Raw genomic sequence first — 26,493 nt, 5'->3', positions numbered from 1 at the left:
ACGCCCGGCCAGCGTGTCGACCGATCCCGAGCGGGGATTATCGGCTCGCGAGCGCCAGCAGCTCTCCTCAGCCGTAGTCTGGGCCGAGTTGGATTGGACAGTGGCTGCAGTGTCTGAGCATGGTCGCCTAATGCACGTCTCCGGGCGCAGCGCAAAGCCTCGGAATTTATCACAGGCCTTGAGGGCCGCCCAACCCCGGCGGGACGTTAGGCAGGACATCGAACAAACCGAGGGTCGCCTTGGCGTCGCAAGCAAGATTGGCAAATCCCGCGTCCAAGCGAACCTGCTCGCCGCCGTAGCCGATCCCGATCTGGTCGCCATTGCGACTGAGCCAGGAATCGTGGCTGATGTGGGTCGTTTCGCGTGGCGGCTTGATCCAGCGATTGCGATCCATCTCGTGTAGTTGGGAGGAATTCCGCAGCTGTGGAGCTTGCACACACCTGTCGGCGTGTTGAAAATTGATATGCCTGACTAACAGTGATCGCATCGACGCCCGGTGCGCGCCGCTGGGCCGCACGATTTGCGGGCTTTGTTCTCGAAGGGAGGGATTCGTTGAGCCATGCTGCCAAGAGTGACAAGTTTGAAAGCCTGCAAGTGGTCAGAGGACATTTTAAGGATTCCTACCCACTCTCAAACGAGCTAGCCACTTTGGTTATCGTTTTTTGAAACGAAATCATCGAAGAATACGATGCTAGTTGCTATCTCCTCTTACCTATCTTTGCAGTCGCGCCATGAAGCGCAACGTTCACTTCTTCAGCCAGTCTTGCGTTCGACCCGGTCGCATCGGCACCGGCAAGCAAGCTGGCGTATCGTCGCCGTTTGCCAGGCGTGATGCTGCGCGCATCAGTGAACGCGGCTTGTCAAGTGGCGGAACCGCAGGACGAGGAGCGCCGCATAGATGGTGGTTCCGATCGACAAGCCAATCCATATACCAATGGCGCCCAAACCGACCCTCAGGCCGAGCCAATAGCTGAGGGAAAAGCCGATCAGCCACCAAGCAATGGCCGCAAACAGAAGCGGCACCCGCGTGTCCTTCAGTCCGCGCAGGCCGCCTGCCGCAATGCACTGGGCGGCGTCAGTGATAAAGAGGGTTGCGCCAACCATGAGGAGCTTTGCAGCGAGACCGATCGTTGCCTCGGAATCGCCGGCCGATCTGCCCAGGAACAGCTCGACGATCTCAAAACGCGCGGCGATCAGCGCGAGGGTTAGCGTTGCAGCTATGACAATACCGATCAGCATCGCGGCCAGATTTGCCCGCTTGACGCCTGCACTGTCGTCGCGGCCGGCTGCATGGCCTACGCGCACGGCTGCGGCCGTGGCAACGCCGACATAAATCATGAACAGGATCGCGGCGATCTGAACAACGATCTGATGAGCGACCAGTGCACTGGTGCTGATCAAGCCGGCCAGCAGCGACGTGGCCCAAAATAGTCCCGACTCGATCAATGACGCGATGGAGATCGGCGTTCCAATTGCGATGAGCTGCCGCATTGCGCGCAAATCGAAACGCCAGAGTTGCGCAAGCACATGGTAGTCACGGAACGGCTGGCGCAGTGCAGCGAACCACAAACCGGCCAAAAACATCCCGCAGTTCACCAGCGTGGTCGCAAGCCCTGCCCCGAACAGCTCCAGCCGGGGCAGCCCAAGCTTCCCATAGATCAGCATATAGACCAGCAAGGCATTGAGGGGGATGGCTGACAGCGTAATCCAGAAGACAGGCTGTGGCCGATTGACCGCCCCCATGAAACTGCGGATAGCCAAAAACGCCAGTGCCGGAGCCGCGCTGAAGGCTAATCCGAACAAGTATTGCTGGGCAAGCCGCGCCACATCTGGGGCCTGGCCTAACGCAAGCAGTATTTGCTCTGCTCGCAGCGCCACAGCAATGATCGGGAACGACAGGACCAGGGCGGTCCATAAGCCCATGCGCAGCGTACGCCGTACCGCGGCTAGATTATTCGCGCCAAACGCCTGCGCTGCCAAAGGCGCGATCGCACTTAGTAGCCCCACGCCGAAGGTGACGCTGATGAGATAGAACCGGCCTGCCAGCGCTGCCGCGGCGAGCGCCTCAGTACTGATGCGCCCGATGAAGGCAAGATCAGTCGTCATCATTGCGATCTGCCCAACCTGCGTCAGCACCATTGGCCACGCGAGTTTCGCGGTTTCGCTGAGCTCGACAGCGAAACGATGGATGGCCGTCCGTCCAGTCACTTTTCGCGAGATTGATACCGGTCTTGTCTTGGCTATCTTGTCCATAATCATGCCGCCCTTGGCGTCGGCGAACGACGTGCCGCCTCATTCGCGGGCCGCTTCCTGACCGGAATTCGCGGTCAGCCCGCGATGAAGGCTCACAGGCAGCCTCCTGCGGCCGCACGTTTAGGCGCGAAAACGGACCACGGCTTGGACGCAGGGCTTCGACCAGCGCGGTCTCGATTTTCGCATGCGATAAGCGCCAAGGAGAGGCTGCAGGTGCCGCCGCAGACTTGGACAATCGCCGCAATCGCGCAACGGTGACGGCGCGCATCGGGCTCGAGCGAGGTCGATCACAGAGGCAAATTCATACGCGAGCCGTTGATGCGAAGATTGCAGCACCCGAACTCGGACCCGATCCACGCCATGAACTGAGGGCCATCATCCCGTAAGCCATACCTGCACTCCTGAGCAATGATGAGACTCTACCCTTCAAAGCCCATGCCAACTGCGACAGCTTAATTATAGATGCTTACTCATCCAAGCGGCCTCTCGCGGGATCGACAGCATGTCGCAAATAGGACAGTCTGCATTGCACGCTCGATCCCCTGAGGGCGGCGATGCGACCACACGATGAGTGGCGATTTCATCGGTTATGAAGATCTGGGGTTATGAATATCTGACGGGATGATTCGTCACGAGCTCTGTACACTCGCGCCTGCTCGCTACTGAATCACAACCGGCCCCACAGGTCCCTCCCGCGCGCCGCTGCGTCGCTCGTGGGGGCCACTCCGCGCCGCGCGCGGGGCTCTCCCATGGACCGCCGGAGCGATCTCCAAGCCCTTCCGCCCGTCTTGACCAGGAAGACTATTTTCAGCACACATTTAACGCGTCAGTCGTGTTCGCCTCCGCAAGTGATCACCATCGTCTGGAATCCGTGATCGCGATCGCCTGGAATCGCTGATCACCATTCCTGGAATACGCAGATGGTTCATGAGCGCGAGCGAACGGGCTAATCTTGAATTGTATGAACTGTTGCGGCACCAGCTCGTGCAATGGCGTCATGTTTGCGCAACAGACTGCCTCCAATCGTGGGGCGAGCGGATCACGGAACGGCAGGCAAAGGGGCTAGCTAGACGGCCGGTCCCTCTTCTGCCGGCATGCCACACGGCCAAGCGCCCCCGAAAAGCTCTAGCCGCTCAGACAAAAAGCGGGGTTGACAAGGTCGACGACTAGAGAGGCGATTCTCCCGGGAGAGGGCGGCCACGGCAATCACTTTTTCCATATTTCAACGATTATTGAATTTGCCGCCGATGCCACCCGGCACGATCATGTGGATGTGCGGATGGTGGGTCATCGCCGAACCCGAGGTATGCAGCAGCGCGGTGATGCGGATACGTGCGCCGAGAGGCTCGGGATTTGCAACGATGATCGTCATCGCCTCGGAAGCCGCGTGGAATAGCAGGCCATAAGTGCCGATCGCACCCGATAATCGGCAACACTAGCGAACCTGAACCCGCGGTAAGCGCGCCACAGGCAAGCGGACGATGATCTTGCTGTCCGTGATGTCGACGACTTCCTTGCGCTTCCTCCCGTCATCGTACCGCAATTCGAACGTCACTCCCGATGCAGATGGGGCAAACGGCTCTGGCGTAAGGCTGATCCACCCCTCCCCCAAGTTCAGAATGATCGGTCCATCCCCCCGGAATCGGGCATCAAGCAGCACCAAGTCCAATCGGAGAGACTGGAGCCGCAGGTTGAGCCGTCGCCGCACGCCATCACGTGGCCAGATACGCAGGGTGTGAGCGAACGTCTCCATGATGCCACCGTAACAAACCTGCCCAAAGATGGGATCGTCGGCAACGATCGTCGCAGCAGCGCGGACCGCTCCACAAAATCCCAGGTCGATCTCGCACGAGTAATACCACGCTCCACGGTGATGCGGCTGACCGAGCCATGTGGTCCCGCTCGGCGCCGGCTCGAAGCCGCCACCGGCCGCGCCGTCGTTCTCCTCGTCCGGATACCAATAGCCATAACCGGTCGACGCAGGGCCGCTGTTCAGCAAAGCCCACGCGCTGAGTTGTGAGGCATAGCCGAGACGAAGGAGCGGATGCGGGTCGTTTGCATCGTTCAGCGCATGATCAAGCAGCGCCCAGCCGCCCATCTGCGCCATGTAAGTCAGCGTATAGGCGTCGCCCGCAGTCCCGCGATAATCGCTGCCGAGGTAGTAATAAGCAGGTTCTAGCCAGCCACGGCAGAACAGATTTGCAGCGATCTGACGCTCCGCGAAGGCACGGGCTGCCGCCTTCGAAACCCCCATGGCGTCAGGGTCGTCAAGGGCCGAGCGCGCCAGTGCCTGCGTTGATTCGAAGGCTGTGGAATCGAACGGATATTCCGATTTGAACAGGTCCGCCTTCGGATCGACGAAGGCGCGCACCTTACGCGCCCAGTGCGCCTCCAACGTCGCCGCCTCGCGCATCAAGCCCGCGGTCGTGAGCGCCGAAACCAGTTCGGGGATCACACATTCGTTGTAGAAGCCGGTGCGGTAGGCAGACCACATCACCACGCGCATCGGCACCGTGAACATGGCCAGCGCCGTACCGTAGGCGCGTACCAAATAATCTCGTGCGCTCTGGCGGGTGGGTATCGCGGGATGGTCACGCGCGATGCGGTGCATGGCCAAATACATCGCGAAGATGTGCGGATAGTCATAAGGCCGCCAGATATGCAGGCGGCCCTTTGGGCCGGGATCGCTGCTTTCCCGGTTCTGCTTCCAATCGGGTATGCCGTAGAGGCCGTAGGCGTATGCCTCCTGTGTGGTGCGTTGCAGCCCGCCCCAGACGAACGTATCGATATACCGGTCCAGCGCCGCCACTTCCGCCGCATCAGGATGCTCGGCATTCTTGGTTGCGAGGTAAGCGGGCTTGCTCAGCCCGGGATCGTCGCACGTCACCTCGTAGATGCGCCAGCCCTTGATCCGGTCGTAATTGTCCGGGCCAAGGAGGACCTGCGTCTCCATGTTCCACTCGCCAAACAAACCGTCGTACCATTTGGACGGGTCACGATGCTGCCGCTTCACGATGAAGGCTGCGCGCTTCTTCATCATCGTCTCGACGGGCTCGGTAGCGAAGAATTCAAGAAAGGTCTGGCGCGCACCCGGCTGGTGCAGGGTCAGCCGGTTCTCGCCCAATCGCGAAAACCGGACCCGCCACAGTCGCCTGCCAGCCCGATCCGGCAACCGTTGGACCACCGTGTCGCCGGTAAATTCCGCTTCGATCCGTTCCACCGGAATGGAGGACGCAAGCGCGATGTCGACATGCAGGTCGTTGGGAACCGTCATGCCCGGCATTACTTCCACGTCCACCAGACCGGCGTCCGCGATAGCCCTGCGCGCCGCCTCATAGTCGGCAACCCACTGAAAGCGGAGACGGTAACGCCGTTCCTCGGCCGGCGACAGCGACAGGGAATGGGTCGGCTGTCGCCAGCGAGTCCCTCCCGCCACTGCCTCGCCGGCGGCCGCCCCGCCCAAGATGTAGGCGCACCACGTCCCACTGGCTTCGGCCGAATCCTTGTGGACATCCCAATATTCCAGTGACGTGTCCGCTTCCGGTAAGAGCATGAGGAAGGGACCGGTGCTGTTGCCGCGAATCCAGAAGATGTGCGATCCATGCCCCGAGACGAAGCTGTGCTTCAAAACAGCCACCGACACCGGTTGCCCTGCCCGAAATTCCGTGTTCATCGGCATGGGCAAATAGAGGTCGCCAACCTCCACGCTCGCCATGCCGTCGTTCCGCAGCATGATCTCCCACGTCAATCCAGCCTCGTCGACTGCGAGGCGGGTCGTGAGAAGGACGCCGGCATCGCGGGCTGCTAGTTCAAGGGCCGCGCTATGCATCGGCTTCGTTGCATCACCGCCGGCTCGAAGCGTATGCCACTCGGATCCGGCACGCCGAACTCTAGCGTGAGCTGTCCCAAGCACGGCTCCAGGCAGGACATAATCCGTGTCATACGTATCGTTACGATAACGCAACGAGGTAATGCCGTCTTGTGTGCACCCAACGAGGAAGGGAGAGTCGGCCGCCTTCAACACCATGGCAACCTTGCGCTGCGGCCGATTGGGTGTAGGCACCGTAACGCCTCCGAACAACGCGCTAGCCAAGAAGCTACTGCCCAACAGCATCGTACGACGCGTATACGTCCAGACTTTGGACATGCCTTTGGTCTTCGTCATCAACCGTATCCGGTATTGCCCCATCCGGATCATCAAGGCATGCCGTTTCGCGCCGTAAACGTCAACGCGACAAAGCGACAGGCCTGCAATAGCTAGATGCGGAGTGAATTGATCGTCGCCAGAGGCAAAATGACCTCTAGAAGGCGCTGAAGAAGAATTTGGCAAGGGCAACTAGCCGGCCTTGGGTGGCGCCGGTATTGTTGTGCTTTCATTGAATCTTTGCGTGCGCATGTGAGCTTTCAGCTGTCCATACTGAAGATGCTTGCCGGGCAATCGGACGGCCGAGCCAGTCTTGAGCTCGTCAAACAGCACTTGGCCATTTTTTACACAAGCGGGCCCGAGTGGCCGGCGCGCATGAAGCGCATCGAAAGCCGCGGGCCCAACCTCGATATCTTCGGACAAAACCCCATCCACCGAGAGGTGGGATACTGGACCATCACCGAGGAGGGACGGAATTTCCTTGACGCCCTCGAGAAGCTCGATCGATGTGTGACACAAAGCCAGCCCGAGGCACAGGCCGAGGAGCCAGCTGGCGATGAGCGACCGCCATTGCCGGCTGCTCCGCCACGACCAATCGCCCGCAGGAACCGTCCTCGGCGAAAACGATTGTGGACGCGTGAGGGGCGCTCAGCGGGAGATGTACCTATCGCGCGGACGTCCTTATTGGTCAGGCACCCCTCGATGGGATCGCGGACGTTCAGTTTGGAGATATGCAATGGCAATGGGGACTGTGAAGTGGTTCAACGCGGCCAAGGGTTACGGCTTCATCCAGCCCGAAGATGGAGGAGCTGACGTCTTCGTTCACATCAGCGCGGTCGAGAAGGCCGGCTACACCAATCTCGCGGAAGGCCTCCGGGTCAGCTATGAGCTGATGGCAGATCGTTCGGGCAAGATGAGCGCCGAAAATCTGCGCATCAGCTGATCGACTTGCCCTGAGGAACCTGCCGGGTTCTTTAGCGTTCTGAAGTCGCTTCTGGCTTGCGCGGGAAGACACGGCTTCAGCACATCCCCCGGTGCCGCTGCGGGCGTTTCCTGTCCGACGGACGATCAGCGCTGTCGTCCGCATCGGAGCGCCGTGCAAGGCGCCTATCGGGATCGCATTCTCAAACAGACATTGCAGCGAGGGAACGCGACAAATCTCTCGGCTGCTTCAACGCGCGAGCACTGGATCCGCTCGTTCACTTCGTTGCACGAGCGAAGATCGATCTCACCATAGAGGCAGATCGGTAGCTCGGTTGTTGTTGAAGCGCCGGTCTCCTTCGTAGCGCCAAGTCTGGTATACGACAGTCGCGTCGTCGGGCGGCGTCTCTTCCTCGATAAAGCGAGCACGTGTAATGCAGTCCGCGCGAGCCAAGCGAGACGCACGCTCCGCTGCCTCTTAGATTTAAGTGGACGCCCGGCATAGTCTTAAAACTACGGCGAAATCGAAAACTCATCTGTAAATCGGTCGCAAAGTGAGTTTGCTTCTTATCGCGCATAGATCGAACGCCTTCATGTGCGGCAAGACAGGAGACTGCAGATCAAAGCCGCCCGGACCGGGAAGCTCAAGCCGCTCAGTCCGCAACATAAGGGATCTCCGACCACTTGATCGTCAAACGCATACGATGCGTGGTCAACAGGGCTTCCATTGCGATCGTTTGCTGTCGCCCCAACGCGGGCCCGATGATGACTTCTTCGATGCCGCAATTATTGGGATGCAGAGCGGCATTGTTGATGACGACTTCGTCAAACTGACAAGCCCGGTAAGGAAAAAGGCCGGCTGGTGAAACATGCGTCTTCAGGCCCGCAGGCCGCTTGCGGTCGACTTCGCCCAGGAGATCGCGAATGTCTCGAACATTGATCTTCGTCAAGACTGAACCTCCAGAGAATGGGCGGCGCTGGACCATGCGCCAGAACGCGGTGACAGGAATGAGCCGATCCACCTCAGTGTCCTCAATTTGTGCCTTGAGGATCCTGATCTCGGCCTTCCCCTCTGAGAGAGCACAGCAATCGGGCGATCCCCACGCGGGCCGCGGACCCAGTGGATTGCCGCTCCAATTAAGTCCTTGAGTTTCGTTCCAGTACGCCCCCTGGTCCGTTTTCAATCAACATTCAATAGTTGGGCCTGTAATCCATATACTGGCGCACTCGATCTCCCAAGTGCCTTCGGTGTCTCACCGATCAGATTGAGGCCTTTATCTGCGCAAAGGGACCGGGCGTGCCCCCTCTGACCAAAAGCTGCCCATAGATGTAGGAGGCCCTCGGCGGGCATGCCGGAGGCCTCCTCGGAGGTTAATGTGGATCCATAGAGCCTTTTCTTTTCTCCTTATCGCTGGGGTTTGGCAGAGACTCACCAGTTGCGCTGAGCTCGGAGCAGCAGTGTCAGCGTGCTCTGGTCCTTTAACGCGTAGGTCGCAGCTGGTTTGGCGACAGCCGAAAGCAGCGGTAATGTTACCGTGCTTTCGCTCGCGTATTTTTGGTCGAGCATGGTGTAGGCGAGATCGGCCGTAAAGGTCAGATTCTTGATCGGAGTCCAGCGCGTGACGAGGCCAACAACCCCGTAATTGAAATCGGGATTACAGCCAGCCATGCCGCTCGAAAGCGCAAGTCCCGCAACGAACGCACCGCAGATGTAGCCCTTGGCAGTGCTTCCATGCCGAACGGCGGCCCACGCGCCATAAACGGCCGTATTCCACTGTGGATCCCAGTTATGAGTGTAGCCACCACGGAAGCCGTAGGTCGTGGTCAACTCCTGACCGGCGCCCGCAACGAACACGGAGTCGGACAGACCGGCGAGGCCGACGCTCTGGTAACCGCTAGCCAGGCCCGTACCGCCGTACATCGTGTAGGTGGTCGCCATGAGGTCGTTAAAGTTGTAGCGGGTCGCACCATTCGTATATGCGGCGGACAAGTTGATTGTGTCACCTATCCCTGTCGGGATGTTTTTGAGTGATAAGGCCAACTGAGCAGCCCAGCCCCATTTGTCGCCTGGATGGCCGGTGGTTTCGTCAACACCGTAATAGGCCGCATGGTTATCATGCGCAGCAAGTGACGCCTGAAAGAGGCCCCAGGCCTGATCGATGCGGGCCATCGCGATAAGGTCAGGCGAGCGCGAAGCGCCGATGTCGTTGGTGCCGTAGGCCCCCGTCGCGAGGCCGGCAGCCGTGGCGCCGCTCACGTTCCAGATGTTGGTTGTACCATAAACGACTTGATCCTGGGCCGAGAGCGAAGCTGTGATGCCTTGGCCGAAGTCGGCAGTATAGGTCAACTGGTTCACGCCAGTGACCCAGCCGCCGCCACCGGGTAGATCGTCATATTCGTTCGCCGGATAGTTGGTCCAAGGCGCGGAGAACTGCGAGACCGCCTTTCCCACGGTAAAGCCGGCGAACTGGATAAACGCGGAGTAGACGCCGAGTGATCCCTGTGCGATCGCTCCACTGCCCTGTCCTCCGGACACAGCAGCGTTATAGATGGTTGCGCCTCCACCGTCGCCTGTACCGGCACCGATATAGCCACCCGAGGTCCAGCTGAACACACCTTGGAAGAAGGTGCGAACCGCGCCGTACTCGGTCGCAGTGCGCGTGTCGATACTCAAGCCCTCCCGCGACCGCCAGGTGTAGGAATTGCTCAGGCGATTTCGAGCTCCCGCAACACCATTAGCTGCGGGGTCAAAGTCGCTGTTGCTGTTCAACACCAAGTCAGCGCGCAGATAACCACCCAGCTTGATGCACGTGTCCGTGCCGGGAATGTAGTAGAAGCCGGCGCCATACAGCGCGCAAACCCTCAGGTACTCGATCGCTTTGGACTTGGCGGGAAGGTCGGCTGCTTGTGCAGCTTCCAACGCGAATAAGCTTGCCGCGGACGTCAGTACAAGCCGTTTGATCGTTTGATGTGGAGCGCTCGAATTTGAGAATGTCATTGCCCTATCCTCGTGGTCAGAACTTTTGCGGGCGAGGCTGTATCGTCGTCCCGCAAACCTTCGGTGACAGACATCAAATCGTGCGATGGGACGTTCTGATTTAATGATGGCATTCCAAGAAAACGCGACCGGCTCGAAAAACAGGCGCAATATCGATCGCGGGTCGATGCCCAAAGTGACCCAAGAAACTCCGTTGAGAGCTTGACGGAGCTTTCTGGCTCCTCCTGTTGCATGTCCGTGATGCAGCACCTCAGCGGATAGAATGTGGGCACACTGCGTTTGCAGCTAAGCTCTCAGCCGCCTTTGTCGCATTTGCACGCCAAGCCGGGGTGGCTTGGTCAGCGCTAAGGTTGCGTTGGCCGACACTTAATGTGGGTGCTATGGGGTCGGCGTGGAGCTTTATTACTGCCGGTCACGCTCAATGCCAAAGGAACGACGTTGAAGCAGAGTCGATCGTCGATCAGGTGACGCAGAGTTAGCGCCGCAGATGACGGTCACCGGAAATCGGCTCACCAAAACAGGCGGAAAGTCCGTAAAGCTCGACTCTTTCTGCAAGGCGACTTTCGGCCAATAATGAGCTTGACGCGGGGCAGGTACTCGGCCAGGTCGGCAAACGCGACCTTTTGGTCGTTGAGTAGCCAGATCCAAACTCCGGCGCAGACTCAGTCAAACATGCACCGGCGAGACTCGATATGAATTCACGCCCACGAGCACCGATCGTAAGTCGCGCCACAAGCCTAGTGTCCTGGCTCGGGTCAACTTCCCGATCCCGCGCGATCCGTATCCTCTCTCGTTTTCCGACCAGAGAGAGAAGCTCCGCCATTGTCTCGGATTCAAGATCAGGAATCCAAAGGTGATGCTCGCGCGGAGCGCCCCGGCGCCAGCTGCAGATATCATCCTTGAGCTCATCATCAAGCCCGCATGTAGAAAGACAATAGACGATGACCCGTCCTGAAGTTTCGCCTTCACGCCCAAGATGATGGTGCGCGTGTACGTCACCGTATGATTTGCTCATCAGCCGATTGGTGATATCGCCACGCTCGCGGACGCTGGCACACAGCTTGATGTCTCGACCAGCAACAGCTCACATGCCCCGCTGGTCCATCAAACCCAGCCGCTCGGGCCTCCTGCGGATCCTGGCTCCGGGCAACGAAGTGCCCTTCTTTATTCGAATGCGTAGCTAGTCGAGAGGCAGGATGTCGCAGGGCTGACGGATCAACGGCAGGGTTCTGGAGTCCTCACGATAATGTCTTGTCGATCCGGTCGCGCAGCCAATCGCCGACGAGCGAAATTGACAAAGTCGTGAGCGAGATGACCAGCGAAGGGAGCACAAGGATCCAGGGAGCACGGGTCAGATAGTCACGACCGTAGCCGACCATATTGCCAAGCGACGTAAGCGGCGGCTGCACTCCAAGTCCAAGAAAGCTAAGACCGCTCTCGAGCAGAATGATGTCCGGAAACGCGAGCGTCATGGTGACGATCAAGGTCGACGCGATGTTCGGCATGATGTGACGCAGGTAGACGCGCCATGGCCTTGCGCCAAGCTGGCGTACGGCGATCACATAGGCTTGCTCGTTGGAACTCATCGCGAGCGCGCGGGTGACGCGGGCGTACCGTTCCCATCCGTGCAGACCAATGAGCCCCACGAAGAGGAGCAGAGAGTTGCCGAAGCAGGCAAGCACCGCGAGTGCCAAAACGAGAAACGGCATGCTTGCCTGGAAATCAACACAACCGAGGATGACCTGCTCTACCCAGCCGCGGAAGTGAGCGGCTAAAATGCCAAGCGTGATGCCAAGGACGGCGCCGATCAACGTCGCCCCGAAGGCAATAAGTAGGCTGATGCGGATCGATATGGCCAGGCGCGACAGCACGTCCCGGCCGAGCTCATCCGAACCGAAGGGATGCGCGATGGTTCCGCCGAGGCCGAGAGGTGCAGCGAGGCGACGATGAAGGTCGAGGGCTGCATAGTCATAAGGGGCGAGGCGATCAGCAAAGATTGCGACAAGAAGCATGAGGCCTAGCCAGACAACCGCTATTCCGATCGCGCGGTCGCGCCACCACCACAGCCTGCGCATCCTCGAAGACGGCAGAACTTTTCCTGCGGAAATGCTGGACACTTATCGCCTCCTAGAGCGCAACTCGCGCAAACGTGGATCGAGCATGCCATAGAGCAGATCGATCGTGACATTGGTGGTAATCATGGCGGCGGCCACGACCAGCAGAATGCACTGGACGACAGCCAAATCACGACTCGCAACTGAGACGACCAGCAGGCTGCCAATGCCTGGCCACGAAAAAACGCTTTCGACGAGCACCGTTCCCGCGATGAGATTGCCAACCATGAAGCCGACGATGGTCAGCACCGCTATTGCCGCGTTCGGCAGAGCGTGGCCGGTCACGACGCGGGGCCAAGGCACACCCTTGGCGCTGGCGGCACGAATATAGGGCTGCCCAAGGACCTCGAGCATGGCGCTGCGGCTGAAACGCGCCAAAACGGCCGCGCCGCCCAGACCGAGCGTGATGACAGGCAGCACCAAATGCTGCCAACCGCCGGCGCCGCCCGAGGGGAACCAGGGAAGCTCGACTGCGAAAGCCAGTACGAACACGAGGCCAAGCACGAAAGATGGCACGGTGAAGCCCACGACCGCTACCATCATCACCAATTGATCCGCGATGCTATCTCGTTTGAGAGCCGCGTAGATGCCGGCCGGAATGCCGATCAACAGATTGAGGATCAGCGCCGGCGCAGTCAGCATCAGCGTGACAGGAATGCGCTCGGCGACGACGGTGATCGCGGAACGCCCATCACGCATCGATTGGCCGAGATCTCCATGAACGACCGCAAAGAGGTATCTGACGTATTGCACCCAGAGTGGCGCATCGAGCCCCCAGGCTTTTCGGAAGGCCTCGACCGCTTCCGCCGGGGTTTCCGGCGACAGCAACGCGCGGGCGGGATCGCCAGAGGCGCGCAGCACCACGAATGCGAATGTGACCACAACTCCGATGGTCAGCAATGCGCGCGCCAAGCGGACCGCTATGAAGCGAGCCATCATGCCTCCTTGTTGAGTTCGGCACCATGATCGCCGATCAGATGGCAGGCGACGCGGCGCCCGTCAGGAGCGGATCTGAGCTCTGGGGCGAACCGCGCGCAAAGTGGAAGCGCTACCGGACAGCGCGGATGGAATGCGCAGCCGCCCCGTCGCGCAGCCGGATCGGGCGGATCTCCTTGCAGGATCATGCGAGAGCGATGTCTCCCCGGCCTGGGCACCGCGGAAACGAGCGCCCGCGAGTAAGGATGCAAAGGATCCAGAAGAACCGCCTCAGAGGCGCCTTCCTCGACGATGGCGCCGAGATACATCACAGCAATCCGATCGCTGATCAGTCGGACGACCCGCAAATCATGGCTGATGAAGATCATCGCCATGTGCCGCCGCTCCTGCAGGTCGCGTAGAAGATTGATCACTTGCGCCTGGACCGAGACGTCGAGCGCCGATACTGGCTCGTCGCAGACAATGAGATCTGGATCGGTCGCAAGCGCACGAGCCAGGACGGCACGCTGGCGCTGGCCGCCTGAAAGCTCGTGCGGATAGCGCCTGAGGTGATCGGTCCTGAGCCCCACATCCGCGAGAAGCGCATTGACCCGCCCCTCTCGTTTCGACTTGCTACCGAGCCGATGAATTTCCAGCGGCTCGGCCATTTGCGCCCCGATCGTCAGGCGGGGATCGAGCGCAGCTAGCGGATCCTGAAACACCATTTGGATTCGCATCCTGAGCCGGCGCCATCGAATATCGCCCATAACAGGCAAAGCTTCTCCGCCGAAAGTCACCGTGCCGGCATCCGGCTGGTCCAGGCCGATCAGGAGCCGGCCCGTAGTGGACTTACCGCAGCCAGATTCGCCAACCAGTCCGAGCGTTTCGCCGCGAGCCAGCCGCAGAGAGAGCCCATTGACCGCGTGGACCATCGCTGGACGGTGGAAAAGGCCCTGTCGCAAGCGATAACGGCGGACAAGCCCATCGGCTTGGAGGATCGGCGGAGCACTCGCGGTCATGCAGCCGCGACCTCGCCCGCGGGCGGTTCGCTCGTGACATGCAAGCAGGCAGCCCTGTGTCTGATGTCGCCATCGAGCGAGGCGAGCTCAATCGCCCATTCACTGCAGCGTCCGATCCGACGATCGCAACGAGGGGCGAAAGGGCAGCCTGGCGGAAATTCGGCTGCGTTTGGCACGACACCTGGAATGGCGAAGAGGCGTTGCCGCGGCGCATCCAGACTTGGAAGAGCCGCAAGAAGACTTCTTGTATATGGATGAGCAGGTTGGTCAAACAGACGGTAGGCCGGCAATTCTTCGACGATGTGTCCCCCGTAAAGGACCATGACGCGTTCACAGATTTCGCTGACGACGCCGAGATCATGCGAGATCAGGACCAGCGCCATGCCTGTCTCACGCTGGATCTGCCGCAGAAGCTCAAGGATCTGCGCTTGAATAGTGACATCCAAGGCGGTGGTAGGTTCGTCAGCGATCAAGATGTCGGGCTGCCCTGCAAGAGCCATGGCGATCATGACGCGCTGGTTCTGCCCGCCGGATAATTCGTGGGGATAGGCGCCAAGGCGGCGCGCTGCATCGGGGATGCCGACTTGGTCGAGTAGACGTCGCGCTTCGGCAAGCGCCGTGCGGCGGTCCGTGCCGCGATGGAGCCGCAGGGCTTCAGAGATCTGATCGCCCACCGTGCGCACGGGATTAAGCGCGCTCGCCGGGTCCTGGAAGATCATGGCGATCTGCCCGCCGCGCACCTTGTCGAGGCGAGAGGCTGGCGCATGGAGCAGCTCATCTCCGGCCAGGCGTACGCTGCCCGTTATTTTAGCGCGCTGCGTCAACAGTCCGAGCGCAGCAAGCCATGTCACGGATTTGCCGCAGCCGCTTTCGCCGACCATGCCAAGCGACTCGCCACGCCGTAGAGTGAGATCGATTCCGCGCAGCGTCGGCACACCGTCGAACGCCACACGCAAACCTGCGATCTGAAGAAGCGCCTCCACGCGAGGTCCCTGCCCTTCCCGCATCATAGAGATCGCATCAGGTCGGTTGGAACGCCGCCCTTGCCGTGGCAGGAGAGAAACGATGCTACAGCGGCATCCTCGAGTGGCAACTCCGCCGACATTCGGCGATCAGCGGCAAGCGTGCCTACCCAGCCGGACAATTGCGCGACAGGTGCGCGCGCGCGCCTGGAACTGCTGGCATCGACAACATCTGCAAAGGAGCACGAATGCTCACCAAATGAGATCGTACCATGCGCCTCGGAATGGTCGATGTTCGTGCAGCTTTCAAACATGGGCCGGGCACCCCCAACAGTCTTGACCTCGCATCCGATCTCAAGGCGCTCCGTCACTTGCCGGCGCGCTGTCAGATCGTCGGCGCAGTTCGGAGCCAGGCTTTGATGAATGCGGCGCAGCGTCCGCGCCTCCCAGGCGGCGCGGCTGTCCCGTCGGATCGTCCGCGAGACTTTGAACAGGATTGCGAGATCACCAGCGGCAAGGTTGTCGTCAAACCAGGTCATCGCCAAGACCCTCTGGCCGAGGGCCAGCTCCAAGGGGGGACTGCTATCGCACAATGGTCGATTCAAGGTGTGCGTCATCGCGATCAGGTCCGGATCAGAGCTCTGTTGAACGGGCCCAAATTGAGGTCGAGCGTTAGCCCCGGCAGCCACGACACGTCGCGACGCTTGCCATAGAACTGGCCCGACACGTGCAGGATCACGCAAGGCGGATCGATCTCGTTGATGATCTCGAGCATGCGACGGATGATCGGCCGGCGCTGTTCGCCCTGGACGGTGTCCTGGAGCTTTGCGCCGAGCGCGAAATATTCCTCGTTCCTCCAGATTCCAATTGACTTTGGCAGGGTGCCGCTCGGACCGTATTCACGCCAGGGATGGCCGAGATGATCCAGAAAGAGTGCCGTATTGGACGTGTCAAAGATGGCACGCACCGGCTGGCGCTGAATTTGCGCGAAGTTTTCCATCATCTGAAGTTTGACGTTCAGGCCAACCGCACGCCACATCTCGATCATGGTCTGCGCGCCAGAGACCTGATTGGGGTAGTAATTGTTGAGCAGACGATAGGTGATCTGCTCTCCCTTGTAGCCCGCTTCGGCCAGCAGCTCCTTGGCTTTGCCCGGATCATAGGCAAGCGAGGGGAACTCGTGGATGTAGCCTTCGCCGTAGCTCGGCAACTGGTAACCGTTCGGAATCGGGAGCCGGTCCTCCCACAAGCTCCGCACGATCAGCTTGCGGTCGAGCGCAAGGCTCATCGCACGGCGAACACGCGCATCCTTCAGAAGGGAATCGGTCTGATCAAAGACGAGCGAGCGGATATTCTGCACGGCACCACCCACGACCTCAAGATCAGCACGCTTCTGGATGCCCGCAAACTGGTCCGGCGGAATGTCAGTGGCAATGTCGAGCTCGCTGGCGAGCAGGCCGTTCACGCGCGCGGAAAGTTCGGGAATGATGCGGTATTCGATGCCATCGAACGGCGGCCGCCCGCCCCAATACGCATCGTGGGCGGTCAACGAGACACGAATATCCAGCTTGTGATCGACGAGCTTGTAGGGACCGCTTCCGACAGGGGCTGTGGTCCAGCGCTCCCACGAGCCCGCCGCCACGAAGGCGCGCTGACTGACGATCTCCGATCCCCAAGCAGCCAGACGCTGCTCGAGGAGCGCGTCAGCGCCCTTTGCATGCACAATGACTGTGTAAGGATCGACAATTTCGACCTTCTCGAGCCGATCAAGCGACTGAAGCGCCTCGGACATTCCGCTGCGTCCGGGTCCCAGCAGGTGGTCAGGCCCAAGGCTAAAGGCAACATCTTCGGCCGTCAAAGGCGTTCCGTCATGGAAAGCCACTCCCTTGCGCAAGAACAGCCGCAGCGACTGCGCATTGATCCGCTCCCAACGCTCGGCCAGGCTGGGCCGTAGCCCCATGTCGTGGGCGTGGTCGAAGGTGATCAGCGTATCGAAAAGCTGCGGTATGATCCGGCGAATGGCAGTATCGGTCGCGATGACCGGATCGAAGGATCGCGGAAATCCAGACATGCCGACCCGAAGGCGCCGACGCGTCAATGTCTTCGGCTCGCCCTCCGCAGCGCCGGCGCCTGTGCTGGCTAACACGCTTGCGGCAACGGCGCCTGCGATGGCTTGCCGTCGCGTCAGATCAATACGGGTCATCACCACCTCCGGTTCACTTCCATTGATACGAATGTCACGACCGTGAATTCTTAAGATTGGCACGGACTTTGGCGGACCACCGAAATTGGGCGCCTGTGTCATTCAGGCATATTCGCGATTGTGCGCGACCTTAAAAACCTGAACTGCTACGGCAGGATGACGTTCATCGAATAAGTCGATGTAAGCTTGCGAACATGCGATGGTCGGCGCTACGGGCGCAGGCTGATGAAGAGGAAGAGCTGAGACGCAAGGCACTGCGCAGGGCGCCCAACAGAGCCGCACGAACAAGCGATACAGTTATCGTAATCTTCGATGATTTTATCCAAAGCCGCGATCACCCGGTTAGTTTGGTCGTCCGCGTTCGGATAGATCCCCATGAAACCGCTCATTCGAACTCGTAGGATATTGTGTCCTGTCTCTCGTTTCAGAACGGCTCAAGGTCGTGCGTCCCTCTCAAACCAACGTCATGACGGCTCGCGCCGCCGAGCTGCGCGATCAGGGCGCCGATGTGATTACGCTCAGCCAGGGCGAGCCTGATTTCGGCACGCCGTCCGCTATCTGTGAAGCTGGCATCCGGGCAATCCGCGACGGGCAGACGAAATACACGGCGGTCGCCGGAATCAAGCCACTGCGGGAAGCAATTCGCGAGAGCCTGCGTCGCGATCATGGGCTCGACTACGGTATTGACCAGATCACGGTGGGCTGCGGCGCCAAGCAGGTTGTGTTCAACGTACTATTCGCCAGCCTCGATCCGGGCGACGAGGTTGTGATCCCGACGCCGTGCTGGGTCTCCTATCCCGATATGGTGGCCCTGGCCGGCGGCAAGCCGGTGCTCGTCGCCTGCGATGAACTCCATGGCTTCAAGCTGCGCTCCGAGGCGTTGGAGAAGGTGATCACGCCGCGCACCAAATGGTTGATGTTGAATTCGCCATGCAATCCGACCGGTGCGGTCTACAGCCGAAGTGATTTGCTCGCGCTTGCCGCGGTGTTGCGCGAGCATGCCCAAGTGCACCTGCTATCCGACGACATCTATGAAAAGCTCACCTATGACGCCGACTTCGCAACGATGGCCGCAGTCGCGCCGGACCTCTACGAGCGCACCTTAACAGTCAACGGCGTATCCAAGGCAGACGCAATGACGGGCTGGCGCGTCGGTTACGGTGCAGGACCTCTGGCGCTGATCAAGGCCATGAATCTCATCCAGGGCCAGACCTCCTCGCACACCAGCTCGATTTCTCAATATGCCGCGCTCGAGGCACTGTCAGGGAACCGGGACCATATCAAAGAGTTCGCGCGCGCGTTTTTGGAGCGCCGCGACCTTGTCGTCGCCAAGCTGAATCAGGCCAAGGGGCTTGCTTGCCGTGTGCCGGACGGCGCTTTTTATGTTTTCCCCTCCTGCGCGGGTGTCATCGGCAAGCGCACGCCGGACGGCAAGGTGATCGAAGGCGACACCGATTTTGCCATGTATTTGCTTGATGCTTTCGCCGTGGCTGTCGTGCCGGGCAGCGGCTTCATGGCATCGCCCTATATCCGGATTTCCTATGCTTCCTCGCTCGAAGAGCTCACCCGGGCTTGCGACCGTATCATTGCCGCCTGCGCGACCCTGTCCTGAAAGATCTTCTGATGCCCCCCAAAAGCCTGCGCGCCCGCATGGCCGAGACTGGCCTGGTCCACATCATAGCCGCCCACAGCCCGTTTTCAGCGATTCTCGCGGAAGAAGCTGGATTTGACGGACTGTGGGCGTCCGGCTTCGAGCTGTCAGCGCTTTATGGGCTGCCGGACATGAGCCTGATTTCGATGACACAGCATCTCGACATGCTGCGGGCGATCGCCGGACGCACGAGGCTGCCGATCGTTGCCGATATCGATACGGGCTATGGCAATGCGATCAACGTCATCCACGCTATCACGGAATATGAGCGGGCCGGCGCCAGCGCCGTTGTCATCGAGGACAAGACTTTTCCAAAAGTGACGAGCCTTGTTGCCGACGGCCGTCAGGCCCTGTTGCGCATTGAAGAATTCCAGGGAAAGATCGAGGCTGCCATCACGGCAAGATCGGATCCGGATTTCCTCGTCATCGCCCGCACCGAAGCTTTGATCGCCAGCCTCGGCGAAGCGGAGGCCCTGCATCGGGCGCACGCTTATGCGGAGGCTGGCGCGGACATGATCTTGATCCATTCGAAAAGGAAGACTCCTTGCGAAATCGAAAGCTTTTCGCGCGCTTGGACCGGATCGGTGCCGCTGGTGATCGTACCAAACGCCTACCCTGGCCTCGACGCCAAGCGGGTCAAAACTTTGGGCAATGTTTGCATGATGATCTATGGCAATTACGGCATCCGTGCTGCTGCAACCGCCATGCAGGAGACTTTCCGCCGGATCATCGCTGACGGCGGCGTCCAGAACGTCCACAAGGATATTGTACCGGTAGAGGAAATCTTCAGACTCCAGCGAATGGACGAGGTTAAGGCAGCTGAAACGCGCTTTCTGCGCTGAAGGCCAACTCTAACCTTGCCTGAACGGCTATTGCTGCAATCTCGATGGTTTGCGCCGGCTCATTCATCGGGGCTGCAACTCCATTTCGTTGAATGGAGGACCATCGGCTCCGTTTCAGTCAGCATCTTTGCCTTTGGCTCGAGGCCATTCGCGCAAATGGGGCAGCGGAATCGAACGGCTGCCGAGCCAGCCGAACGGCTGAGCTCCGGTCAGCGCCCGCAAAACCTGCGCCGCCGCAAATTGATAGACGGTCGACATACCAGCGCTTGGGCGGCACGGCCCAGCAGCGTCGGGTCATTTGGTGACACGAATCGAATAATTCGATCGAAAACCTCCAATTCGGTGATGTTTTTAGGTCGGTTATAGCCAGTGGTTTGATGACCATCGAAATGGCTGCCTACGCGCATGAGAGCTCGTGCGCTTGTGGCCTACAATGTGCGCCGGATCCGCGTCCAGCGCGGTATTCCGCAAGAGCAATTGGCCTATGATGCAGGTGTTGATCGCTCCTATATGAGCGGACTTGAGCGCCAACAGGCGAACCCGACAATCGATCTTCTCGATCGCCTTGCCGAGACGCTCGGCGTAGCTGTATCCGAGCTGTTTGTTCGGCCATCCAAGGGTGCGCCGCCACTCGCTACCTTACCTAAAGGTCGCAAGCCGAAGCCGGCACGCCGCAAAAGGACCTAGCCCCTGACAGCACCGAGCTGTTGACGCAGATCTTGTGCGGTACTGGACCAAGTATCAATGCGCTCCCACGCGGATTTTGTGCGCAACCCAGCGTTGATACGCGGCAATCCCGCTATGGACATCGAATAATGTGATGGATGTTCATTCGGGTGCCGGAGCAGACAATGGCGGCTCAAGACGATGAAGTTCCTTTAAATGCCATCCGTGCTTTTGTGACCGTCGCACGCGAAGGCAGCGTCACGCGCGCGGCCACCACTTTGGGAACAACGCAGAGTTCGGTCAGCCGGTATTTGTCCGTCCTGCGGGACTATCTCGGTGCGGACCTCATCGAGCGGCGCGGCCGGCGCAGTGATTTGACCGAGTTCGGAAGGCTATTCGCAAACGCAGTCTCTGAACCTCTCGAAACGGTCGGCTTCACCGCGAAGAGAATGCGACGGCGTGCGGGCGCAGGAACCAATCGGATTGTCGTCCGCACGTCACTATCGACCTTTGCTTTCTCTTTTCTGATTCCAAATCTGCAGGCGTTTTCTTCTGAAGCGGGCGGCGTCATCGTGGACGTCGTCAGCTCGCTCTCGCCGCCGACATCTTCGGATGATTTCGATATTTTGATTACACGCGACCTGTCCGTCATCGAACCCGCCGACAGTTGGGAGATCTACAATGAGGAGCTGGTATGCGTCGGCCCGCCAAATCTGGTCGCGGGCAGAGAGCTCTCGATCGTTCGCTCAACCCCGATACTGAACATCACATCACGTCCCGACATCCTGCCGACATGGCTGAGGGCCATGAACATGTCTTCAAACGACATACGAGCGGGCGCGCGCTATGATCACAATTATCTTGCTCTGCCGGCCGTCATGACAGGAAAATGCCTTCTTGTCGCACCAGAAATCATCGTCAGTGATCTGGTGCGAGGTGGCGCTTTGCAAATCATTCCCGGCTCACGCACTCCAAGTGGCATGCAATATCGCGCCTATGCCGTGGATCGCAGCGAGGATCCCGAGATCGCTCGTTCTTTTTGCCGATGGGTGGCTCGTCTTTGCAAGAAGGCAGCACTTGCGCAGGCTGCCTGACGCCTAGCAGGCGCCCCTCAATCCGATACAGCGGGAGACCGATGCATCAAGTCGAGAGCACTCAACTTGAGAAATCCATCCGAGCAGAGTCATCAAACCCTTGCGAAGATAGCGCCTCTCTGTTGCAGCAATACAGACGCCAAAGAGTGAGAGATCGGAACGCAGAGATCTCATCCTATCCGCGATCGTGCCATGCCAGAAGAATTGGCTGCACAGAACGGAGGTACGCCATTGATCGCCCAAGAGCTCATGAACTGTCATTGCTGCGTCTGGCCTTGTGGAGCAATGCGCGGCAGCGAAGGCGCATGAGGCGCCGCCCCAGCTTAACAAGTCGAATGGTTCGGCTGCGCAGGTCGTCTGTTTTCCAGCCCCGCTCGGCAATACGATGGCTTCCAAACAGGCCTTGGGCGATTTGGCGATAGCTATTTCCTTCCTGCCATCCATCCAGTGCGCGGAGCGCGAGGATCAGCCGACGCCGCTTCAAAGCTGGCAAAGCAAGAGGGGGCGTTCCGAGCGGCCGATGCTCAAGCGCGAGCCAAAATCGACGCGCAGCCTGCAAGCGAAGCTCGAAATTCGCATCGAGCGGCAGATCGACGACGACAGCAGACCCGCTCGCCGGAAGCTTGCTCAGCCAAAGGCGATGCTTCGCGCCTCCGAGCGGCACGATCGCATGCCATCCATCCAGCGCGCGACGAAGCTCGCCGCCCGGCAGATTGGCGAAATCGAGCTGGTAGCTTTTGGGCGACATGCAGTTGGCCGCCCCCACGGCCAGTACCGTCGACAGCACCTCGGGTGCCCAGAAGACTGCTTGCTTATCGAAGGTCTTTTGCGGATCAGCAGGAAAACGAGAGCCCCCACTTCCGTCGGAACTGGCCCGACGCTGCGCTTGAACGTTCGCGGCGAGATAACCGTCTATAATCCTCTTGGTAGTTGCGATCCCGGCGCAGCCACTCCCAGGCCAGGTCGGCAGCTTCTGCCTTCTTGAGGCCGCTGTATGCTTCCTCAGATCTCCAGTCAGTGTCCGGCATCGCACCATTTCCCCGCATGATCTACACACGCAGCGAAGTGCAGCCGATGATTGTGGCGCTTTACGGTTGCGTGCGTGCCGCGTACTCGCCTTGCATGCACTGAATCGATGCAATGATCATGTTTTACGATTGCTAGGAATTCCGCCGATCCTGAGATCGGCCGTGTTCATTCCTTTGGCCAACCGCCGCGCAGCAGATCACGATAGCCGTGGCCAGCTAGCCACTTGGCCCGAGCCAGATGACTTTCGAAGGTGCGTCGTGCACGATCCGGTTCAAGGGTCGTGTCAAGCTCGAGCACAATGCGCGCGATTTCGCGCCAATCTGCCTTGTCAGCGTCGGCATCGAGAAGGCGCATGTAGGTGATAGCGTGCTCCTTGTCATATGACGTGAGCTCGTGCGCGCTCGGCGCCAAATCTGCGATCTTCGGATCGGCCGGCACTGCCTGAAACTCCTACCAAGCTGAAAAATCTATCGAAATCGGAGCAACGATAACGAACTTGGGGCCATTTTGGTACCGCTCGAATCGTCGCGGTCCCAAGCTCTTTTTCGCCGAACGCCGGAACTGCGAGTGCATATCGGCTCACAATGACGTGGTGACTCCATTCTGGGCATTTGCTCTTTGATCGGCGCTGGATCTATTCGCAGTCCATACTGCGACTGATCGCAGATTTGCCACACAGCTTAGGCTGTTCTTGCTCCTCCCCCTACCGGGAACGGACTGGAAGCCAGTCGTTTGCCCGCGCGCCGGTGAAAGAGCGCGGCCTAAAGGCAGCCAAGTGGAAAGAATTCGCTCACTTTTCGAGCTCCAGCTGTACGGTTGTCCTATTTGGTCGCGGCGCCCGGAAAAAGCTGCAGTACCTCTGGAGCCATTTTGCTCTCCCGCCAGTAGCGAGCTGTCGCGCCGTGAGCCCGCTTGTGATGGCTCGTCGGCATTCGAGAACGACAAACTCCATGACATCTGCGTCTCACGGTGACCTGCTTCCTAGAAGCAACAGTGCTAGGACAGCCAACTGCTTGGGTGTGAGCTTATCGTAATAGTCTGGCTATAACCAGTGGTTTCATAATCGTCATAATGGCTGGCTTTGCGCATGAACGCTCGTGCGCTTGTGGCCTGGAATGTACGCCGGATCCGCGTAGAGCGCGGCATTCCGCAAGAGCAATTGGCCTATGATGCCGGGATCGACCGCTCATATATGGGGCGCATTGAGCAGAAGAAAGAGAACCCGACCATTGATCTCCTGGACCGTATCGCCGCGACCCTGGGTATTCACTTGTCCGAATTGTTCGCTGAGCCGGCCAAGGGTGCGACACCTCCCAAACCGATGTCTAGAGGACGCAAGCCGGCACGCCAGTTCCGGAATAGCAAGTAACTATTCCAGAGAGCCATGTTTGCAGCTAACGATGGGAGCAGACGAGCCGGAGCGGCCTCACGTGCCTCTTCGAATCCTGCGGCGGCGATTCCGATCTCCTGCTCCAGCCAATGCCGCACCAGCAGTTCCGCTTAAACAGCGCCCAGCGCGATCTGTCTCCCAAGTAGCCAGATCATCTTCGAGATGAGCGCTTACGCCGCTCGCGTAAACTGATTGAGTGGCCGCTTGAGCCCGAGGTTTTCTCTAAGCGTCCGTCCGGAGCTTCCCGACCTAAACTTGCCGCGTCGACGCAATTCAGGAACGACGAGCTCCACAAAATCTTTGAGCCCGCTCGGAACGATCGCGGGAATGAGGTTGAATCCATCGGCCGCATATTGATCGAAGGCATTGATCATGATGTCGGCTATCTCATTAGGCGTCCCGACCGCCATTAGGTGTCCGCGCGAATCCGATATCAAGCGGATCAGCTGTCTCCAGGTCATTCCTTGGCGCGCAGCTAGCTCGAAGAGCACCTTTTGGCGGCTCTGAATGAAATTCGTCTGCGGCAAAGTGCCCGGAACCAAAGAGTCAAATCGATCGCACGCAGGTCGGTGACGAACCCCAGCCACCGATCTGCCGTCTCCGTCATGACGTCTGTATGTGTATAGGACTGCAGTTTCTCAAGCTTATCGGAGGCCTCCTGCTTGGTCTTTCCAATAATCGGGACAATGCCCGGCATCACCAATATCTGGTTGTCTTCGCGCCCCAGCCCGCGAGCCTTCTCCTTTAGGTCTGCGTAGTACTGCTTACCGCTTTCAAGCAAAGGCTGCGCAGTGAACACAACTTCGGCAAATTCTGCAGCGAATCTGACTCCGGCCTCGGATGAGCCGGCCTGAACCAGTACAGGGTAGCCTTGGGGCGGCCGTGCGATATTTAGTGGGCCTCTGACCGAGAGATAGCTCCAAGGACGTGCAGCTTCGTCGTGTCGGCGAAGATCCCACTTTGCTTGTCACGAACGAAGGCGTCGTCTTCCCATGTATCCCAAAGCCTCTTCATGACTCCTACGAACTCTCTCGCTCGCTCATATCGCGCGTCATGCTCTGGAATTTCCTCATCGCCAAAATTCGTCGCTTCGAACTTATTTCCGGAGGTCACGATGTTCCAAGCCGCACGTCCGTGCGAGAGGTGATCAAGGGACGCGATCATACGTCCATTCCGTACGCCGTGTTATTCAGGACCAGCACCACCAGGTTGAGTTTGAGCCGCGCTATTCCTACGATGAGGACTCTTGCATCGATCTGCACGCACGGCAATGACTCTTATTGGACCACTTTTTACCTCCCGGCAACTTTGCCTCGCGGACATGCGCGATGGTCGCGAGCCGTTACCGAAACGGATGCTTATCGATACTCCCGCTCTGTCCACCATGGAAAATAATCCGGCATATCAGCCGACACCTTGTCCTTGAATACGGGGGGGCGCTTCTGTAGGAAGGCCATCACGCCCTCCTTGCCGTCTGCAGAGCGACCGCGCGTATAGATGCCGCGGCTTTCAATCTTCTGCGCCTCCATCGGATCGTCCGCGCCAAGCATGCGCCACATCATCTGCCGGATCAGCGCAATCGATACAGGTGCCGTATTATCGGCGATCTCGCGCGCCAGCGAACGCGCAGTGGGCAACAGTTGAGAGGGCGGCACGATCTTGCTGACCAGCCGACCGGCGAGCGCTTCATGCGCGGGGAATACCCGTCCGCTGTAACACCACTCTAGTGCCTGCGCGATGCCTACGATGCGCGGTAGGAACCAGCTCGAATCTCCTTCGGGGACGAGGCCACGCCGGGAGAATACAAATCCGAAGCGCGCGGCCTCCGATGCAATGCGAATATCCATCGCAAGCTGCATGGTTACTCCCATGCCAACAGCCGGCCCGTTGACTGCGGCGATGACGGGTTTGAGGCACTTGAATATCCGCAATGTGATCTGGCCACCGCTATCACTGACTTTGGGATCGCTGTAATCCACAGTACCGTCCCGCAGCCTTCTCACTGGCCCCCGCCGCACGTCACGATCGAAGGTGTCCGCGCCCAAGGACAGATCGGCTCCGGCAGAGAACGCTCGGCCTTCGCCAGTCACGATTATGGCCCGGATCTCATCGTCCTTGTCGGCGCGATCAACGGCGTCAATCAGTTCGCGCTCCATGGTAACGGAAAAGGCGTTGAGCTTGTCCGGTCTATTCAAGGTGACAGTGAGGATCTGGTCGGCCACCTCATATTTTATAGTCTCGTAAGACATGATGTTTCCTTTGCCGTGTTACTTGGACGAACAGCGGCGGCAA

General features: G+C 59.4%; 27 protein-coding genes and 1 pseudogene. 6 read left to right on the top strand and 22 right to left on the bottom strand.

The window, feature by feature from the left end; all coding sequences use genetic code 11:
• Nucleotides 1–169: 169 nt before the first annotated feature.
• The 4 genes and pseudogenes from BLV07_RS13835 to BLV07_RS13820 form a co-directional block, all read right to left on the bottom strand.
• The gene (locus BLV07_RS13835) at nt 170–394 is read right to left on the bottom strand and encodes a hypothetical protein (RefSeq protein WP_091886192.1); all 225 of its coding nucleotides are present in this window, start codon (nt 392–394) and stop codon (nt 170–172) included.
• 449 nt (nt 395–843) lie between these two features.
• Nucleotides 844–2,253 (bottom strand): MATE family efflux transporter, encoded by a 1,410-nt coding sequence (locus BLV07_RS13830; RefSeq protein ID WP_502689981.1) that lies wholly within the window; start codon nt 2,251–2,253, stop codon nt 844–846.
• Nucleotides 2,254–3,502: 1,249 nt separating this feature from the next.
• Nucleotides 3,503–3,604 (bottom strand): annotated as a pseudogene (locus BLV07_RS13825) (transposase); the annotation flags it as partial.
• 84 nt (nt 3,605–3,688) lie between these two features.
• Nucleotides 3,689–6,418 carry a DUF5695 domain-containing protein gene (locus BLV07_RS13820; RefSeq protein ID WP_244551092.1) on the bottom strand — a complete coding sequence of 910 codons (2,730 nt, stop codon included), beginning with the start codon at nt 6,416–6,418 and terminating at the stop codon, nt 3,689–3,691.
• A 715-nt stretch (nt 6,419–7,133) separates the two neighbouring features.
• Here BLV07_RS13820 and BLV07_RS13810 point away from each other — a divergent pair.
• Entirely contained in the window at nt 7,134–7,340 is a 207-nt protein-coding gene (locus BLV07_RS13810; RefSeq protein ID WP_091886187.1) for a cold-shock protein, read from the top strand.
• Nucleotides 7,341–7,596: 256 nt separating this feature from the next.
• Here BLV07_RS13810 and BLV07_RS50320 read toward each other — a convergent pair whose 3' ends face one another.
• The 10 genes from BLV07_RS50320 to BLV07_RS13760 form a co-directional block, all read right to left on the bottom strand.
• Nucleotides 7,597–7,854 (bottom strand): DUF4236 domain-containing protein, encoded by a 258-nt coding sequence (locus BLV07_RS50320; protein ID WP_502689995.1) that lies wholly within the window; start codon nt 7,852–7,854, stop codon nt 7,597–7,599.
• 117 nt (nt 7,855–7,971) lie between these two features.
• Entirely contained in the window at nt 7,972–8,268 is a 297-nt protein-coding gene (locus BLV07_RS46130; RefSeq protein ID WP_143035406.1) for a hypothetical protein, read from the bottom strand.
• Between the two features lie 479 nt (nt 8,269–8,747).
• A complete protein-coding gene (locus BLV07_RS13795) occupies nt 8,748–10,316 on the bottom strand; it encodes a porin (protein ID WP_091886178.1) in 1,569 nt (522 codons plus the stop codon).
• A 1,238-nt stretch (nt 10,317–11,554) separates the two neighbouring features.
• Nucleotides 11,555–12,391 (bottom strand): ABC transporter permease, encoded by an 837-nt coding sequence (locus tag BLV07_RS13790; RefSeq protein ID WP_091886173.1) that lies wholly within the window; start codon nt 12,389–12,391, stop codon nt 11,555–11,557.
• 42 nt (nt 12,392–12,433) lie between these two features.
• Nucleotides 12,434–13,366, bottom strand: coding sequence for an ABC transporter permease (locus tag BLV07_RS13785; protein WP_091886170.1), 933 nt, complete (start codon nt 13,364–13,366; stop codon nt 12,434–12,436).
• On the bottom strand, nt 13,366–14,364 hold the full coding sequence (locus BLV07_RS13780; RefSeq protein ID WP_091886167.1) for an ABC transporter ATP-binding protein: 999 nt from the start codon (nt 14,362–14,364) through the stop codon (nt 13,366–13,368). Before BLV07_RS13780 ends, BLV07_RS13785 begins: the two co-directional genes overlap by 1 nt.
• The gene (locus tag BLV07_RS13775; RefSeq protein WP_502689980.1) at nt 14,361–15,347 is read right to left on the bottom strand and encodes an ABC transporter ATP-binding protein; all 987 of its coding nucleotides are present in this window, start codon (nt 15,345–15,347) and stop codon (nt 14,361–14,363) included. The genes BLV07_RS13780 and BLV07_RS13775 overlap by 4 nt, the downstream gene beginning before the upstream one ends.
• 23 nt (nt 15,348–15,370) lie before the next feature.
• A complete protein-coding gene (locus tag BLV07_RS13770) occupies nt 15,371–15,865 on the bottom strand; it encodes a hypothetical protein (protein ID WP_143035405.1) in 495 nt (164 codons plus the stop codon).
• A gap of 83 nt (nt 15,866–15,948) precedes the next feature.
• Nucleotides 15,949–17,631, bottom strand: coding sequence for an ABC transporter substrate-binding protein (locus BLV07_RS13765; RefSeq protein ID WP_244551091.1), 1,683 nt, complete (start codon nt 17,629–17,631; stop codon nt 15,949–15,951).
• Between the two features lie 107 nt (nt 17,632–17,738).
• The gene (locus BLV07_RS13760) at nt 17,739–17,918 is read right to left on the bottom strand and encodes a hypothetical protein (protein ID WP_091886157.1); all 180 of its coding nucleotides are present in this window, start codon (nt 17,916–17,918) and stop codon (nt 17,739–17,741) included.
• A gap of 77 nt (nt 17,919–17,995) precedes the next feature.
• On the opposite strand from BLV07_RS13760, the gene BLV07_RS13755 reads away from it, so the two are divergent.
• Entirely contained in the window at nt 17,996–19,141 is a 1,146-nt protein-coding gene (locus tag BLV07_RS13755; RefSeq protein ID WP_091886154.1) for a pyridoxal phosphate-dependent aminotransferase, read from the top strand.
• A gap of 11 nt (nt 19,142–19,152) precedes the next feature.
• Nucleotides 19,153–20,022: an isocitrate lyase/phosphoenolpyruvate mutase family protein gene (locus BLV07_RS13750; protein WP_091886151.1), complete on the top strand. Its 870-nt coding sequence runs from the start codon at nt 19,153–19,155 to the stop codon at nt 20,020–20,022.
• Between the two features lie 114 nt (nt 20,023–20,136).
• Here the strand turns inward: BLV07_RS13750 and BLV07_RS47485 are convergent, their stop codons facing one another.
• Nucleotides 20,137–20,280 carry a hypothetical protein gene (locus tag BLV07_RS47485; protein ID WP_176945521.1) on the bottom strand — a complete coding sequence of 48 codons (144 nt, stop codon included), beginning with the start codon at nt 20,278–20,280 and terminating at the stop codon, nt 20,137–20,139.
• Nucleotides 20,281–20,427: 147 nt separating this feature from the next.
• Between BLV07_RS47485 and BLV07_RS13745 the strand changes: the two genes are divergently transcribed.
• Both BLV07_RS13745 and BLV07_RS13740 read left to right on the top strand, forming a co-directional pair.
• Entirely contained in the window at nt 20,428–20,709 is a 282-nt protein-coding gene (locus BLV07_RS13745) for a helix-turn-helix domain-containing protein (RefSeq protein WP_091886147.1), read from the top strand.
• A gap of 164 nt (nt 20,710–20,873) precedes the next feature.
• Nucleotides 20,874–21,782, top strand: a complete 909-nt coding sequence (locus BLV07_RS13740; RefSeq protein ID WP_244551090.1) for a LysR family transcriptional regulator — start codon at nt 20,874–20,876, stop codon at nt 21,780–21,782.
• Nucleotides 21,783–22,029: 247 nt separating this feature from the next.
• Here the strand turns inward: BLV07_RS13740 and BLV07_RS13735 are convergent, their stop codons facing one another.
• The 3 genes from BLV07_RS13735 to BLV07_RS13725 form a co-directional block, all read right to left on the bottom strand.
• Nucleotides 22,030–22,530 carry a DUF2285 domain-containing protein gene (locus BLV07_RS13735; RefSeq protein WP_244551089.1) on the bottom strand — a complete coding sequence of 167 codons (501 nt, stop codon included), beginning with the start codon at nt 22,528–22,530 and terminating at the stop codon, nt 22,030–22,032.
• A gap of 85 nt (nt 22,531–22,615) precedes the next feature.
• Nucleotides 22,616–22,810 (bottom strand): transcriptional regulator domain-containing protein, encoded by a 195-nt coding sequence (locus tag BLV07_RS48770; RefSeq protein ID WP_091886138.1) that lies wholly within the window; start codon nt 22,808–22,810, stop codon nt 22,616–22,618.
• 166 nt (nt 22,811–22,976) lie between these two features.
• Nucleotides 22,977–23,249 carry a DNA -binding domain-containing protein gene (locus BLV07_RS13725; protein WP_091886135.1) on the bottom strand — a complete coding sequence of 91 codons (273 nt, stop codon included), beginning with the start codon at nt 23,247–23,249 and terminating at the stop codon, nt 22,977–22,979.
• Nucleotides 23,250–23,898: 649 nt separating this feature from the next.
• On the opposite strand from BLV07_RS13725, the gene BLV07_RS13720 reads away from it, so the two are divergent.
• Nucleotides 23,899–24,180, top strand: a complete 282-nt coding sequence (locus BLV07_RS13720; protein WP_091886132.1) for a helix-turn-helix domain-containing protein — start codon at nt 23,899–23,901, stop codon at nt 24,178–24,180.
• A gap of 191 nt (nt 24,181–24,371) precedes the next feature.
• Here the strand turns inward: BLV07_RS13720 and BLV07_RS48765 are convergent, their stop codons facing one another.
• The 4 genes from BLV07_RS48765 to BLV07_RS13710 form a co-directional block, all read right to left on the bottom strand.
• Nucleotides 24,372–24,611 (bottom strand): hypothetical protein, encoded by a 240-nt coding sequence (locus tag BLV07_RS48765; protein WP_244551088.1) that lies wholly within the window; start codon nt 24,609–24,611, stop codon nt 24,372–24,374.
• 65 nt (nt 24,612–24,676) lie between these two features.
• Entirely contained in the window at nt 24,677–25,060 is a 384-nt protein-coding gene (locus tag BLV07_RS49735) for an LLM class flavin-dependent oxidoreductase (protein WP_283806520.1), read from the bottom strand.
• 32 nt (nt 25,061–25,092) lie between these two features.
• Entirely contained in the window at nt 25,093–25,365 is a 273-nt protein-coding gene (locus BLV07_RS49730; protein ID WP_283806518.1) for an LLM class flavin-dependent oxidoreductase, read from the bottom strand.
• Nucleotides 25,366–25,559: 194 nt separating this feature from the next.
• Entirely contained in the window at nt 25,560–26,450 is an 891-nt protein-coding gene (locus tag BLV07_RS13710; protein ID WP_091886129.1) for a crotonase/enoyl-CoA hydratase family protein, read from the bottom strand.
• Nucleotides 26,451–26,493: the final 43 nt, after the last annotated feature.

Source organism: Bradyrhizobium sp. Rc2d, assembly GCF_900099855.1.
Classification (GTDB): Bacteria; Pseudomonadota; Alphaproteobacteria; order Rhizobiales; family Xanthobacteraceae; genus Bradyrhizobium.
Note: the sequence above shows the minus strand (reverse complement) of the source record. Positions and strands in the feature narration are given on the sequence as shown.